At 66.1% G+C, this 12,826-nt stretch carries 16 protein-coding genes and 1 pseudogene; 6 read left to right on the forward strand and 11 right to left on the reverse strand.

Annotation, left to right across the window (positions count from 1 at the left end; translation table 11 throughout):
- Nucleotides 1–190 precede the first annotated feature (190 nt).
- The 3 genes from lnt to NOF53_RS12555 are packed head-to-tail and all read right to left on the reverse strand — an operon-like array spanning nucleotide 191 to nucleotide 3,953.
- Complete coding sequence (lnt, locus tag NOF53_RS12545; RefSeq protein ID WP_255968686.1) at nucleotides 191–1,840, reverse strand: apolipoprotein N-acyltransferase; 1,650 nt, start codon at nucleotides 1,838–1,840, stop codon at nucleotides 191–193.
- Nucleotides 1,830–3,434: an amidohydrolase gene (locus NOF53_RS12550; protein WP_255968688.1), complete on the reverse strand. Its 1,605-nt coding sequence runs from the start codon at nucleotides 3,432–3,434 to the stop codon at nucleotides 1,830–1,832. The genes lnt and NOF53_RS12550 overlap by 11 nt, the downstream gene beginning before the upstream one ends.
- 12 nt (nucleotides 3,435–3,446) lie before the next feature.
- Nucleotides 3,447–3,953 (reverse strand): FxsA family protein, encoded by a 507-nt coding sequence (locus NOF53_RS12555; protein ID WP_255968690.1) that lies wholly within the window; start codon nucleotides 3,951–3,953, stop codon nucleotides 3,447–3,449.
- Between the two features lie 195 nt (nucleotides 3,954–4,148).
- Between NOF53_RS12555 and NOF53_RS12560 the strand changes: the two genes are divergently transcribed.
- Nucleotides 4,149–4,766, forward strand: a complete 618-nt coding sequence (locus tag NOF53_RS12560) for a hypothetical protein (protein WP_255968692.1) — start codon at nucleotides 4,149–4,151, stop codon at nucleotides 4,764–4,766.
- A 20-nt stretch (nucleotides 4,767–4,786) separates the two neighbouring features.
- Here NOF53_RS12560 and NOF53_RS12565 read toward each other — a convergent pair whose 3' ends face one another.
- Nucleotides 4,787–5,446 (reverse strand): response regulator, encoded by a 660-nt coding sequence (locus NOF53_RS12565; RefSeq protein WP_109329663.1) that lies wholly within the window; start codon nucleotides 5,444–5,446, stop codon nucleotides 4,787–4,789.
- Between the two features lie 548 nt (nucleotides 5,447–5,994).
- Between NOF53_RS12565 and NOF53_RS12570 the strand changes: the two are divergent.
- The 3 genes and pseudogenes from NOF53_RS12570 to NOF53_RS12580 all read left to right on the forward strand — a co-directional run.
- Nucleotides 5,995–6,244, forward strand: a pseudogene (locus tag NOF53_RS12570) (RNA polymerase subunit sigma); the annotation flags it as partial.
- Nucleotides 6,228–7,310 carry an anti-sigma-D factor RsdA gene (locus tag NOF53_RS12575; protein ID WP_255968696.1) on the forward strand — a complete coding sequence of 361 codons (1,083 nt, stop codon included), beginning with the start codon at nucleotides 6,228–6,230 and terminating at the stop codon, nucleotides 7,308–7,310. The pseudogene NOF53_RS12570 and the gene NOF53_RS12575, both read left to right, overlap by 17 nt.
- A gap of 377 nt (nucleotides 7,311–7,687) precedes the next feature.
- The gene (locus tag NOF53_RS12580) at nucleotides 7,688–7,852 is read left to right on the forward strand and encodes a hypothetical protein (RefSeq protein WP_255968698.1); all 165 of its coding nucleotides are present in this window, start codon (nucleotides 7,688–7,690) and stop codon (nucleotides 7,850–7,852) included.
- Nucleotides 7,853–7,918: 66 nt separating this feature from the next.
- Here the strand turns inward: NOF53_RS12580 and NOF53_RS12585 are convergent, their stop codons facing one another.
- Complete coding sequence (locus tag NOF53_RS12585; RefSeq protein WP_255968699.1) at nucleotides 7,919–8,107, reverse strand: hypothetical protein; 189 nt, start codon at nucleotides 8,105–8,107, stop codon at nucleotides 7,919–7,921.
- 3 nt (nucleotides 8,108–8,110) lie between these two features.
- Here NOF53_RS12585 and NOF53_RS12590 point away from each other — a divergent pair, with 3 nt between their 5' ends.
- Nucleotides 8,111–8,269 (forward strand): hypothetical protein, encoded by a 159-nt coding sequence (locus NOF53_RS12590; RefSeq protein WP_255968701.1) that lies wholly within the window; start codon nucleotides 8,111–8,113, stop codon nucleotides 8,267–8,269.
- A 158-nt stretch (nucleotides 8,270–8,427) separates the two neighbouring features.
- On the opposite strand, the gene NOF53_RS12595 is transcribed toward NOF53_RS12590, so the two are convergent.
- The 3 genes from NOF53_RS12595 to NOF53_RS12605 all read right to left on the reverse strand — a co-directional run bounded on the left by NOF53_RS12595 (nucleotide 8,428) and on the right by NOF53_RS12605 (nucleotide 9,354).
- A complete protein-coding gene (locus tag NOF53_RS12595) occupies nucleotides 8,428–8,589 on the reverse strand; it encodes a hypothetical protein (protein ID WP_255968703.1) in 162 nt (53 codons plus the stop codon).
- Between the two features lie 61 nt (nucleotides 8,590–8,650).
- Nucleotides 8,651–9,121: a DUF1772 domain-containing protein gene (locus NOF53_RS12600; RefSeq protein WP_255968705.1), complete on the reverse strand. Its 471-nt coding sequence runs from the start codon at nucleotides 9,119–9,121 to the stop codon at nucleotides 8,651–8,653.
- Complete coding sequence (locus tag NOF53_RS12605; RefSeq protein ID WP_255968707.1) at nucleotides 9,118–9,354, reverse strand: ester cyclase; 237 nt, start codon at nucleotides 9,352–9,354, stop codon at nucleotides 9,118–9,120. Before NOF53_RS12605 ends, NOF53_RS12600 begins: the two co-directional genes overlap by 4 nt.
- A gap of 427 nt (nucleotides 9,355–9,781) precedes the next feature.
- On the opposite strand from NOF53_RS12605, the gene NOF53_RS12610 reads away from it, so the two are divergent.
- On the forward strand, nucleotides 9,782–10,102 hold the full coding sequence (locus NOF53_RS12610; RefSeq protein ID WP_255968709.1) for a hypothetical protein: 321 nt from the start codon (nucleotides 9,782–9,784) through the stop codon (nucleotides 10,100–10,102).
- 617 nt (nucleotides 10,103–10,719) lie between these two features.
- On the opposite strand, the gene NOF53_RS12615 is transcribed toward NOF53_RS12610, so the two are convergent.
- From NOF53_RS12615 to NOF53_RS12625, 3 genes are all read right to left on the reverse strand, one after another.
- Entirely contained in the window at nucleotides 10,720–11,142 is a 423-nt protein-coding gene (locus tag NOF53_RS12615; protein ID WP_255968711.1) for a hypothetical protein, read from the reverse strand.
- 289 nt (nucleotides 11,143–11,431) lie between these two features.
- On the reverse strand, nucleotides 11,432–12,133 hold the full coding sequence (locus tag NOF53_RS12620) for a hypothetical protein (RefSeq protein ID WP_255968713.1): 702 nt from the start codon (nucleotides 12,131–12,133) through the stop codon (nucleotides 11,432–11,434).
- A gap of 156 nt (nucleotides 12,134–12,289) precedes the next feature.
- Entirely contained in the window at nucleotides 12,290–12,730 is a 441-nt protein-coding gene (locus tag NOF53_RS12625) for a hypothetical protein (protein ID WP_255968715.1), read from the reverse strand.
- Nucleotides 12,731–12,826 lie beyond the last annotated feature (96 nt).

Below are 12,826 nucleotides of genomic sequence, written 5' to 3' on the forward strand. Positions count from 1 at the left end.
CGTTTCTCATCCACTCGGCGGGTGGAACGTCCACCCCGTCACCACCCGATAGTGACCGGCGACCCTGAGAGTTTTCCGAACCTTACCCAGGAGTACGCCTCGAGTTCCCTATCGGACGTCCAGTTCAAAGCGTTTCACCCATTCCACGATGTGGAACGACGCGCATTTCGCCTGGTCGCAGGCTCGTTCTTCAGACGCCGGAATGATCACCGGCGGCGGGGCGCCCGGCTTCCGCCGGCTCCCCTTCCGTACCGGGGGCGGCGCCCCGCGGGGACCGTCGGCGTTGCACCAGGGCTCCGGCGATCGCCGCGGCGGCAACGAGGCAGAGGACGATTTCGGGAAGAGGACCGAGGCGACTCGCCGGCGTCATCGCGGTCCGCAGCGGCACCTGCGACACCAGGGCGGCGGGAACGAACAGTGACGTCTGTTCCACGGTGGAACCGTCCGGCGCGATGATCGCACTGACTCCGCTGGTGGCAGCCACCACAACCGCCCGTCCGTGCTCGACGGCCCGGACCTTCGACATGGCGAGTTGCTGATACGTCATCTCGGTGTCACCGAAGGTGGCGTTGTTCGTCGGAACGGCGAGCAGTTCGGCCCCCGCCCGCACCGAGCCCTCGAACGCTCGATCGAAAACCACCTCGTAGCAGGTGGCGACACCGACCGGAACACCCTTCGCGTGGACCACTCCGTCGCCGTCGCCGGGTACGAAGTTGCCCGCCCGGTCGGCGTATGAGGAGAAGTGCCGGAAGAAGTCGCGGTAGGGCAGGTACTCGCCGAACGGCTGGATGATGCGCTTGTCGTGTCGTTCACCCGGTCCCTCGTCGCCGTCCCAGACGATCACCGAGTTCGTCGTGGTGCGGTCGGCGTTGACCAGCACCGCACCCACCAGGATGGGCGCGCCGATCGCCCCGGACGCGCGGGAAATGTCCGCAGCCGCGTCCGCGTTTCGCAACGGATCGATGTCGGACGCGTTTTCCGGCCAGACCACGACATCCGGTTGCGGCGCCGTCCCGGCGGCGATCTCGTCGGCCAGTTCGAGAGTGCGTCGCACGTGGTTGTCGAGGACCCGTTTGCGTTGGTCGTTGAAGTCCAGCCCCAGTTTGGGCACGCTGCCCTGGATGGCCGCGACGGTGATCGTCCGGTCCCCCGACCCCATGTCAGCGAGCGTCGGCCCCAGCACCACCGACAGCACCGTGGCAGCGAGGGTCGCGGCCAGTCCGCCGGCAAGGGTTCGCTTCCAGTCCTCCGCGCCGTGCGCCCGAGCCCACACCGTCACCGCGACGGAGGCCAGGCCGGCGCCCGTCAGCGCCACCGCGAAGCTGAGCAGCGGGGCGCCGCCCAGACTTGCCAGCGGCAGCAGCCATCCCTCCGACTGGCCGAACGCAAGCCTGCCCCAGGGAAAACCTCCGAACGGGACACTGGCACGCAACCATTCGGTGAGAGACCAGCCGGCTGCGATCCACAGCGCGGCCCAGCGCAGCCGGGACACGAGCACGGCCACCACCCCGAACAGGCCCACGAACACCGCTTCGACGGCCGCGAGTGCAAGCCACGGCAGAGCGCCGACGAACACGCCGATCCACGGCAGCAGCGGCACCAGAAAGCCCAGGCCCGCCAGGTAGCCGTAGCCGAAGCCGGCGCGGAGTCGCGGCGCCGGCCCGCCGGCCCCGGTGAGAACCAGGACGAGCAGTGCCACACCGACGGGCGCGAGGAACCACAGCGGTCGCGGGGGAAAGCCGGCAAAAATTAGATATCCGGCGGCCACCGACACGAGGCTGCGCAACACCAGGCCGCGGACGCCGGCCGAGCGGCGGGGCACAGTCTCGTCAGCGCTCATGGACGACGCTCCCCCGGTGCACCGAACGCAGCAGCACCGGCGTGGGTGCGTTCTCGTCGAGTCGTGGCAGGGCCGGCACCCGGGACCGCGGATCGGTGGACCACCGTTGCACGGAATCCTTGGGTGCGCTGACCACCAGTTCCCCGGCGTCCCACACCGCATACGACGCCGGGGCGCCCGGGTTCAGGGTGCCCGCCAGTCCGTCGCGAACCCCGCCGGCCCGCCATGCACCACGAGTGGCAGCGGAGAACGCGGCACGCGGGGAGATGCCGCTCCCCGGTGTCCGGTGCTGGACTGCCGCACGGACCATCGCCCACGGTTCGACCGGGGTGACGGGAGCGTCGGAGCTCAGCGCCAGCGACACACCGGCGGACGCAGTCGCCGCAAACGGGTTCAGGGTGAGGGCTCGTTCGCGGCCGAGACGCTGCGCGTAGAGGCCGTCTACCCCGCCCCACAGGGCGTCGAACGCGGGCTGCACGCTGGCGATCACACCCCATTGCGCCAGCCGCGCCGCGTCGTCACCGGTCATCATCTCGGCGTGCTCGAGCCGGTGACCGGCTGCGGCGACTGCGGGACCACCGAGTTCGTCGGCCACCAGTGCAAGCGCGTCGACAGCCGCCCGCACGGCGGCGTCGCCGATGACGTGGAAGCCCGCCTGAATGCCGGCGATCGTGCATGCCCGAATGTGGGCCGCGATCTCGTCGACGGTGAGGTAGCTCTTCCCGGTGGTTCCGGGCGCATCGGCATAGGGTTCGCGGAGCCACGCGGTGTGCGATCCGATGGATCCGTCGATGAACAGGTCGCCGCCGAGAGCATGAGCACCCGTGGTATGCAAGAGGTTTCGGGCCTCGTCGACCTCACCGACCGCCTGCCCCCAGTAACCACGTACCTCAACTCCGTGCGACGTGGCCAACAATTCGCGAAAGTCGTCGAGTCCGGCGATGTCCGGACCACCACATTCGTGCACAGCCACGATTCCGCGGGCGGCAATGGCGTCGAGCGCTGCGGCGCGGGCAACGGCTCGCTGCCGTTCCGTCAGCAGGGACCGTGCGACCGTGCGGGCGGCGTGGTGCGCCTCGAAGGTCAGCGGCCCGACCGGGGAGTAGCCTGCGGTCTCGTTCAGGTCCGGGACCAGCTGCCGCAGCCCAGTGGAGCAGACCGCCGAGTGGACATCGATACGCGACAGGTACACCGGGCGTCCCGGGGCGGCTTCGTCCAGTTGCGCCGTGGTGGGGCCGGCGCCCTCCGGCCAGTTCGAGTCGTCCCAGCCGTGCCCCCAGATGACGGCATCGGCGTGTGTGCGCGCGAAGGCCCGCAACCGGTCGAGGCACTCGCGCAACGAGCCGACCCCGACGAGGTCGAGGCCCACGATGTTCAGCCCCAGCGCGGTCACGTGCACGTGGGTGTCGACGAACGCCGGAGTGACGAACGCGCCACCCAGATCGATGACCTCCGCGTCGGGATGCAGAGCACGGGCAGCGCGGTCGTCGCCGACCCACACGACGGTGCCGCCGGTCACTGCCATCGACGTCGCGTCTGGTGCAAAGGAACTGTAGATTCGGCCGCCGACCAGCAGTTGGGTAGTCACGGGCAACCAGTGTGCCTGCTAGGGCAGAAGGCGTGGATCACGGGTCGGGGTTGGAGGTTGTGCATCGGCCACCTCGCCGTCGAATACGTCGTGAACCACCTCGCCCTCGATCACCTCTCCGCGTCCTCGCCGGGGCGCCCGCGCGAACGCCTCGGCGCCGGCCGCGACGACGGCGGCACGTTTGCCGGCAACCAGCACGACCACGGGCCGGAGCAGCCATCGAGTGGGCGGGATCAGCAGCAGCAGTCCGAGAAGCGAGGTGACCAGTCCGGGCACGACCATCAGTGCCGAACCCACTGCCACGAGGGCGCCGTCCGCTACCGCGGCGCCTGGCGACCCCTTGCCGCCTGCGGCCTCACGCAATCCTTGGATCACGCGGCGCCACTGGGAGCGCATCAGTATCAGGCCGACGAGCGATCCACCCAGGAAGAGGCAGGCCGTCCAGAGGACGCCGATGGTGCCGCCCACCCAGATGAGGGCGGCGATTTCCACCACGACGTACAGCAGGAACATTGCGGCGTACATGACGCCCCCTTTCGAACGGCGGGTAACGACAGTCTGGCCGTCTGTCCCTTCAACGTTCGAGGGCGCCGATTTTCTCCCGAGCGCAGATCTCGAACCGCTCACGATCTAACCCTAAAGTTGACATTGAGACTTGGTGCATGGTGCAGTTCTCTCGGATGGGGGATCTTCCGATCCCGCGCACAACGAGGAGCCGCTATGTCCCGGTCCACCCTGTTCCGCCGTGCCACGTTGATTTTGGCATCAGTCGCTGTCGCCGGCGCGCTGTCCGCCGCACCTGCCTCGGCCCAGCCCCTCCCCGACGCGGCTCGGGGCATCGGGGAACTGCAGGCCCTGGCAGCCGACGTGTCACCGGTTGCGAGCAACGCGGTGAACCAGCTCCTCGGCGCCAGTGTCTTCGTTCCGAAGGACGTGCTCGAATTCGGGCTCACCACCCCCCAGGACTTCATGTACCCCTCCCCCACTCTGGGATGCGGTGTCGCCGACGAGCCCGCGACCGTCACTCTCGCGAGCGCTCAGGCAGGACCGAACCTCTTCCCCCAGATCACCGCCGGCCAGTTGCGGTTCCAGGCAATCCCCGCATACGTGGCGATACCGCAGTCGTCCGACCTCAGCGTTGCCTGGATCAACCTCAACACCTTTCAGGGCGGGATCGTGAAACTCGACGACCGGCTGCCCATCATCAACACCCCACTGCTGTCGAAGATCGTCGACACGGGTGCGGGCACTGTGCTCGCCACGATGTTCGGCACCGTGAGCTACCCCGGCAACGTCAACTGCACCGTTGTTCCGACGGTCGGCACATTCACGTCCTGACCACCGCAGCGGGTGAGGGTCTACGAGCCGGGCCGCACCAAACCCGTCTCGTAGGCCAGGACCACCGCCTGCACCCGGTCCCGCACATTCAATTTGGTGAGTATTCGGCCGATGTGCGACTTCACCGTCGACTCGGACAGGAACAGGCTTTCCGCGATCTCCGTGTTCGACAATCCGGTGGCGACCAACTGCAGCACTTCCCGCTCGCGCTCGGTCAGCACGTCCAGCACGGCCGGGTCGCGGCGCGGAGCCGGGCCGTCGTCGAGGAAGCGGGCCAGCAGTCGCCGCGTCACCTTCGGCGACACCACGGCATCTCCCGCCGCGACACTGCGGATGGCCGACACCAGGTCCTCGGACGGGGTGTCCTTGAGCAGGAAGCCGCTGGCACCCGCCCGCAATGCCCCCATCGCATGCTCGTCGAGGTCGAACGTCGTCATCACGAGCACGCGGCTGGCGACGCCCGATTCGAGAATCTGCGCCGTCGCACTGACCCCGTCCACCACCGGCATGCGCACGTCCATCAACACGACGTCGGGTTCGAGTTTGCGGACCGCCGCCACCGCCGCCGCCCCGTCGCCGGCCTCACCGACGACCACGATGTCGTCCTGCGCATCGAGCACCATGTTGAGGCCCATACGCATCAATTCCTGGTCGTCCACGAGTAGCACGGTGATCGGCACAGCGCCAACCTAACACCGCCCCGCCCCGGACCGCGGATCCATAAGGGCGGCGCCTTTGGACGAGGGCGCGCTGTCAACTGGTGTGGTGACCCTGCACGGACAACGCACCGAAAACGTCGGCTCAGGAGCCCAGCGGGTTCACACGCAGTTTCTCGGTCATGGCCGGCCCTTCCGACTGAGGACGATTCTGCCCCACTTGGATCTCTACAAGATTGTTCGGTCTGCTTGGGGTGCCCAACCCGGGTACCGGCACGGTCTTCGGGATCATGCCCGCCGCCGGTCTGCGCGTCCTCACCTGGATCTCACTCGAGCCTCGCCGAGTACCGACCGCCGGGGGATAATCCAACTAGGAGGATCGTCCCACCCCGAAGACGATGCCCTTGCAAACGTCGACCCCGGCCCAGGGCCTCAGGACCGCCCGAGTGCGCCGGGGTCGGCCCGAACAGGACGGGTGTGCTCGTGCGGCAACCGACTGCGTGCGGACCGACACCGAGGAATCCGCGACCGACGTGGAGCGCTCCGATTGTCGCTCTTCTCTGACATGCGGTAACAAGTCGGGGCCCGTCACCGAAATAACAGATGACACAGTCAACAGCGGGCGCTGCACTCGAAAGGCGAGCAGGCAGATGAACGAACTGCTCAGCACGCTGCCGGAGAAGCACCGGGAAATCGTGATCCTTCGCCTCGTGGTCGGTATTTCAGCCGAGGACCCGGCCGTGGGAAGTACCACGGGAGCTGGCCGCGTGGCTCAACACCGAGCCATCGCAGGTGACGAGGGCAGGTGAGAGGTTTGGCTAGGGGCATCAAGCGCAACGGCAATCCCGCTGCCGATCTCCCAGGAGACGACGCACCGGTGGACGTAGCGGCGGTGCTCCGCGACGACGCGCTGATCGACGCGATCGCCGGCGGCGGTCCCGTCACGGCGGATTCACCGGAACAGGACCAGCTCGCGCTTCTGCTGGCCAAGTGGCGCGCCGACATCGTGGCGACGCCGATGCCAACCGGTCCGCTGCTCGACGACGTGATCGCGGCGATCGACGCCTCCGACGCCCGTTCCACACGCAGCGCCGCCCGCGGCAAGCTCCGCCTGTTGCGACCCATCGCAGGCGCTGCCGCCGCGATCGCGGTCGTCATGGGCGGCGCCACCATCTTCTCGTACAACGCCGCACCCGGCGATCCGCTGTGGAGCGTCAAGTCGGTCGTATTCAGCCAACAGGCCGATTCGACCGTCGCGCAGATCGACACCACGTCACAGCTCCAGGAAGCCGAGCGGCTGATCACCGCGGGCGACGCGGAGGCGGCGAAGAACCTGCTCGAGGGCGCCGCGAACCGTGCCGACGGGGTACGCGACGCCGACATGCGCAACGAACTCGACGTGTGGCGTGCAAAGCTCGCCGCGGAACTCGAGAAGATCGCTCCCACCACACCGCCGACGACGACGCCCGGTACCGCCACCACCGACTCGCCGACACAGACCGCCGAACTGCCTGCCACCGTGCCGGGCACACCCGGTTCCACAACGGCGCCGGGAGTCGAACCGCTGCCGGGGCCGGGCACCCTACCGTCCACCGATCTGCAGATTCCGGGACAGCCGCCCATTCCGTCGCCGGAGCCATCCACGCTGCCTCCGCAGCCGCCGCCCACGCTCCCGCCGCCGCTACCCACGACGCCGCCGCCGCTGCCGCCCGAGACGTTCCCGTCCACGAGCCCTGATCCCACGACCATGGTGGTGCCACCTCCGCCGCCGCCCGTGCCTTCGGACAACCCGACCACGCAGCCGCCCACCCAACCGCCGCCGCCGGAGCCTTCCTCGGCGCCGCTCCCCACGACGGCGCTCCCGCCGCCACCAGTCCCGACCAGCTGAGAATAACGCGCTCTCCACAGACCGCTCTGTTGGTGCGGCGCACGTACACCCCAAAGCTACTGTTCTCCAGAGCTTCCTGACGTTCAAATATTTACGGACGCCCCGTTCGCCCCACCACGTGCAGGATCTCGAAGCCCGCGTTCTCCAGAGTGCCATCGCCGACGTTTGCCCCTGTTGCGCAACCTCATTCATTTGCCGGCAATTTGCCAAATGCCAACTAAGGCAGTATTGCGCTCTGTACTAGAGGTTTTCAAATTCCCTTGACCACCTAAGTGAGGCACTCCGTCTCGAGCCCGGCATCACCGTCCTCCCAACCACACTCCCTGCGAAATATTCGCCCCAGTGGTGTTCGACCCACAGCAGGGAGGATGACAACCGTGACCGACCGGACCGGCGACGACCACGAGGTGTTCGTGTCGGATTTGGTGTGCAGCGGACCGCCGGGCACGGACATGGCGGTGAGCTGCGCGGCGACCCTGCCGCGCCAGGATCCGGGTAGTTCACGCATACCGTGCCGCCCGCTCGAGGGCGTCCTTGTTTAGGTCCATTAGCCGGCCGATCTCGTCGTCGGGCAGCAGTCCGCGGTGATAGGCGCGGTCGGTCTCGTCCTAACTACCGGGCTCGTATGCATTCGCCGAGACACCCCCTTTGACCGGGACTCGGCCGAAGGTGAAGTCCCAGTCCAGCAGAACCTGCATGATCTCGTCGTCGCTGATTTGGCCGGCAGTGCGGCGGTCGATGACCTCGGTCGGTGTTGGGTCGAGAAGAGCCGGGTTCGCCAGCACGGTGCGCAGCATGCGATGAATCGTCGGTTGCGAGAAGCCGATGTCTCATGGTTCACCCGTTGCGTGATATTGGCGGCGTTCGCCTCGGCCACCGCCCGCAGGACACAGGACATCGAGGTCGGCGACCCGGCGCCGGGCGGCCGCGACATCGCCCTCGACACCGCAATCCCCTGACCCAGACCTGCCGACTCGATGCCGGTTCGAACGCCTTCGTCAATGGCTCGAGTCGGAGCGGCAGCGATGTGGGTGTCGGTAGTTCAGGAACAAGGGGCCGCGCCGGCCGTGAGTCAATACAACCTGTCGGCATCACCTTACTAATTGAACTCGCGCGTTCAATTAGTAAGTCGGTGTACGTCGGCATCGTGTTGGGTCCAGATCCCGTGGGTGGTGACGCCGAAGGCGCGCAGGCTGGGGATGTGGCGGGGCCAGTGCACAGTCGCGTAGAGCTCGAGTGCGACGGCCGTCCGCAGGGTGTAAATCCCGAGTTGGAACATGATCTAGGTGCCCCTCTCGGTTGCGTTGATTAATTGTCGACGGTGGGCACTCGGGAGTTCGTCAGCTGATCAGGCTCACGCACAGCGCTGCGGTTGCCAGACCCTGCAGGATTGCCCTGGGGACGATGATGCGGTCCCAGTCATGTTGCAGTGCACGCGCGTTAGCCAGCGTCTGGTGTTTGTCGGCGGCCTCGGTGAGTGCACGGCTGATCGGCGCACTGACGCGGAGGTAGAGCGGCAGCCAGACCAACAGCAGTGCCAGAGCTACCCCTGCGGCGGCTGCTGCGATGGGCCGGCCATCCAGTATCGCGAAGACGGATGCGGCGGCGGTGGCGAGGATGCCGAGGATCCCGGGGACGGGCATCCGCCGGTCCCCGAACCGATGCACGTTGCCCATGACCGCGGTGAGCGTGGCGTCGTCGACACGGGCAACTGCGGGTCGTTGTACGAGCGCGCAGAATACGTCGGTACCATAGGCAACCCCGATGCTCAGCACCGCGACTATTGCGGCGAGATGGGCGAGGTGTATCACGACTGTGACTCGGGGCCGGCGCCCAGTGGCGGCAATGCGCCCATCTGCTGGAACATCTGCAGCAGGTTCAACTCGTCCCAGTGTTCGACGAACACGGCGTCCTTGACGCGCCAGATGTCGATGGATCGCATCTCCACCGGGTTGCCGCTGGCGGGGATGCCCATGAATTCCCCGGTCTGGCTTCCGCAGTAGGTGAACCGGCCCACTACGCGGTCACCGGGTGATGAGGTCATCCATGGTGGCGCTTTACACCGGGCCCGATAATGCACGGGAAATCTACGAGGAACACACCAGGCTCCGGAAGTTGTGCAGTGGGCATCCCGGGAGGATTGCCGATCCACACGTCAGCACATTCGAGTGGACTGGGTAGGTCTTGGACACCAGCCGTCAGCTATGCGGCCGGCTTCTGCCTGGAGCGCGAGGGATTTGTGCCGGGACTATCTGCCATCACGGAGTCCGAGTACGAGAGCCTCGCAAAACAAGTGCGGTCCACGTCCGATCGAAAACCTGAACTATGAGCGATCGGATCTCGGCGTTCTCGCAGCGATCCCCTTACGGTCTGCCCCCGAGAGCTCAGTGTCTGGCACGAGTCACCGCAAATAATTGTCGGGCTCGGCAAGCGTCAGATCCGATCAGCCGGGCGCATGTGAAGATGCGTTCATGCGTACTGAGGATCACGACGAGCCCGCAGGTGACAGTCGACCGACGGCTGACGATGGGCCGTTCACGTTGACTGTCGATGGAGAGGTTTTCACGGTGAGGCTACGTCCAGAGGAACCAGGCGCCTGCGACTATGACTGGGAATCCGGACCGAACGAGGGGTACGGATTCTCCAGCTTCCAACGCGTAGCCTATTCCAGCATTCAAGACCGAGCGAACGCTCCATCCACGTTCCAGCCGATCACGATTGACGAGCATCGCGAGTCGATCCACGGCTTCCTCGGTCAGATCAACCCCGAGACTGGCTATATCGACGACTAAGACTCCGCCGCGGGGCACAGAGGTCCCAGGTTGAGACCGTTCGCCGATCGTCGAGCGGAAGTCACTAGTCAGTCGAACGTGTGCGGACCCAAACCGCGAGCGAGACAACGACGATCACGAGACCGAACAAAGCGACGAGATTTGCTTGCCAGTCGATCAGGACCACCGATTGTTGGAACCCATCCGGCTCAGTCACTCGGCACGTCGCACTAACCAAAGGTGACCAGGTCCTGCGGTACTCAGGAACGAACGTCGAACCCACCCAGCCGAACTCCACGCGAGGTGGGAACTCGTACCCTGAACAGAGGGCCTCCGGCGATCGAATGAGGAAGGCAGAGGCGTACACACACAGGCCAACGACAACTCCGAGTATAGCGATGGCGCCACGCATGGTCAGAAACCTAGCCGACGCTGTCCGCACCGTGTTCCCAAGGCATTCGAGAATCGGTGACCCGTCAGCGATCGTCTTGCGGCGACCGACCCGCAATCAGGCGCACTCCCGTGATTTGCGGGTCTGATCTTGAATGTGTATTGGCGCGGTGTGTCCGCGTCCCAAGCTGGCGCCTGATCTCTACTGCGTCGAAACTTCAGTTGTCGCCACGCGTGTCAGCGTTCTTCTAAGAGCCCGCTCCCTTTCCCAGCCGCAACTCGAACGCAACCGCAATGAGAGCGAGCGCAACGCCGACTGCAAGTCCGAGAGCCGGGAAGAGCAGGGCAATCGGCGACAGGTCCACATGCCAGGGCGCTCCTTCGATCGCATACAGATCCGAGGATGCAGTCGTCGATGTCGTCACCAACAGTCTCGGCGGATGCACGGCAGCTGCGACGGCGGTCACAACACCCCCCAGGAGTCCGATGGCACCAAGGGCCACCGCGACCAACCAACAACCGCCCTGCTCCTGTCGAGACCACCTCAGCCCACGCGCCGCCACCACAACACCGACTAAGAGCCCCACCAGCGTTCCGAGCACGGGCACCACGACCACCATAGGCATCCACGCGGGACCGGAAACGTAGACGTAGTGATCGAAGACGATCATGAACCCAGGCTCAGGTCCCGGCGGTATCAACTCGGGCGGGACCGGCGCATGCTCGACACCTCCGTACGGCGCTCCGTATCGCCATGCAGTGACCCCCAGAGCTCCGACAACCAGACCGCACGCTGCGAACCATGCGACCGTGCCCCATCTCGAATGCGTCCACGCTCTACCCTCTGTCACAGGATGAATCATGCACGGCGTCGCACCGGCGGGAGCACCAGCCCTCCCATCGATTCCCGCGAGCGGAACGCCTATCGGAGCACACTGGTTGCCGATCCTTCGTCCTTGTTCAGAGCATGGTCATCACGTCCAGTGTGAGCTTCCCGCCCTCAGCAGAATTGAAGCCGAGTTCCGTCAGCGCCGGGTGGTCGAGTGGGGTGACTATTTGTTGTGCGCCGGCGTCGGCGGCGTCATGCACGACCGCCATCACCAGACGGTGCACTACGTCGTTGGGGACCTCGGGCAGAGTCTCGATCGCATCGACGGACGCGACCGATTCGGTCGCGGTCCAGGTGGCGACCGTGTGCCCGAGGTAGTCCGACCCGCATCCACCGGGATCGTTCCGCCAGATGTGCACCCAGGAGATCAGCCGTCCTTCTCGATGTGCGTCGCCGGCATCGTCGACGTGCATGCCGAGCCGTTTGAGCGTGCTTGCGGCGGCATAACCGGGCACGGTCCTCCCGAGGCCGAACTCGCGGCCTGGCAGTTCCTCGCGCTCTCTCCGCGTTGGACCACCCAAGTGGATCACGCCGTCGAAACGTTCATGGCGTGCTCGCACGAGCAGTCCAGTCGACAGTTCTTCGTCGTAGGTCAGGGCCGCGGCCGACATCCAGGCACTCGGGTTATGTGCCGGTGGGCTGGTGAACTCCGCCTCGGATTGAGGAATTCGGATGCCGATAGCGAAAACGTTGGGGTTCTTCTTCCACCGGAAATGCACGTGCAGCGTGGCCCCCTCGACGACCAGGCGGGTGGGCTGAAAGTGCGTGTTCACCGCGCCGCGCTGGCGGAAGAGGCGCCGCGCGGCCTCCACCGCTTGCTGGGCCGTGGGAGTGAGGGTCTCGAGCGGATCGCCGGTGACGTCGATCTTCCAACCCCCGTCCGGATCGGTCCGAGGATCGCGGACGGGTTCGGAGTCGGTGTACGGGCCTCAGGTGGCAAGGAGCGTGCGCAGTTCGGTGTTCTCGGGCGACGGTTCGAGCCTGCGGGGTGCGGAGAGGGAGAAGAACAGCATGCCCCAGCGGTAGTTGTCCGGGGCGAGCATCGGGTCACCATTGCGGTCGACGAGAAGGGTGAACACCTTCTGGTAGGGCGGTATCTGACGTTTGAGCCGATCGGGTATTTCTACCGTGAGCTGGTACGCGTAGTCCGCCCATCGTGGGCCGAACATGATGCGCGCCCAGGCCTCCGCCTCCGCGTCTCCGAGCTCCATACGGGTGCGACCAGAGGTACGGATGTCCTGGTACATGTCAGGGAACGCATGCACGTGCGCGGTGATCGCGAATGGCTCCACGTCAGCGGCGAATGATCCGAGATCTGCGGCGGAACGGTAACCGGCCGTGACATCGACCCAGGCCCCTGGAACCGTCACCGACCGACCGGTAAGGGACTCCTGTGCACGTTTGAAGGGCCATCCCAACTGTGGGCGCTCCCCAGAATTGCGTTCGATGTGGCGCATCAGATTGGA

Origin of the sequence: Rhodococcus tibetensis, assembly GCF_024438035.1 — a bacterium.
GTDB lineage: Bacteria > Actinomycetota > Actinomycetes > Mycobacteriales > Mycobacteriaceae > Rhodococcus_F > Rhodococcus_F tibetensis.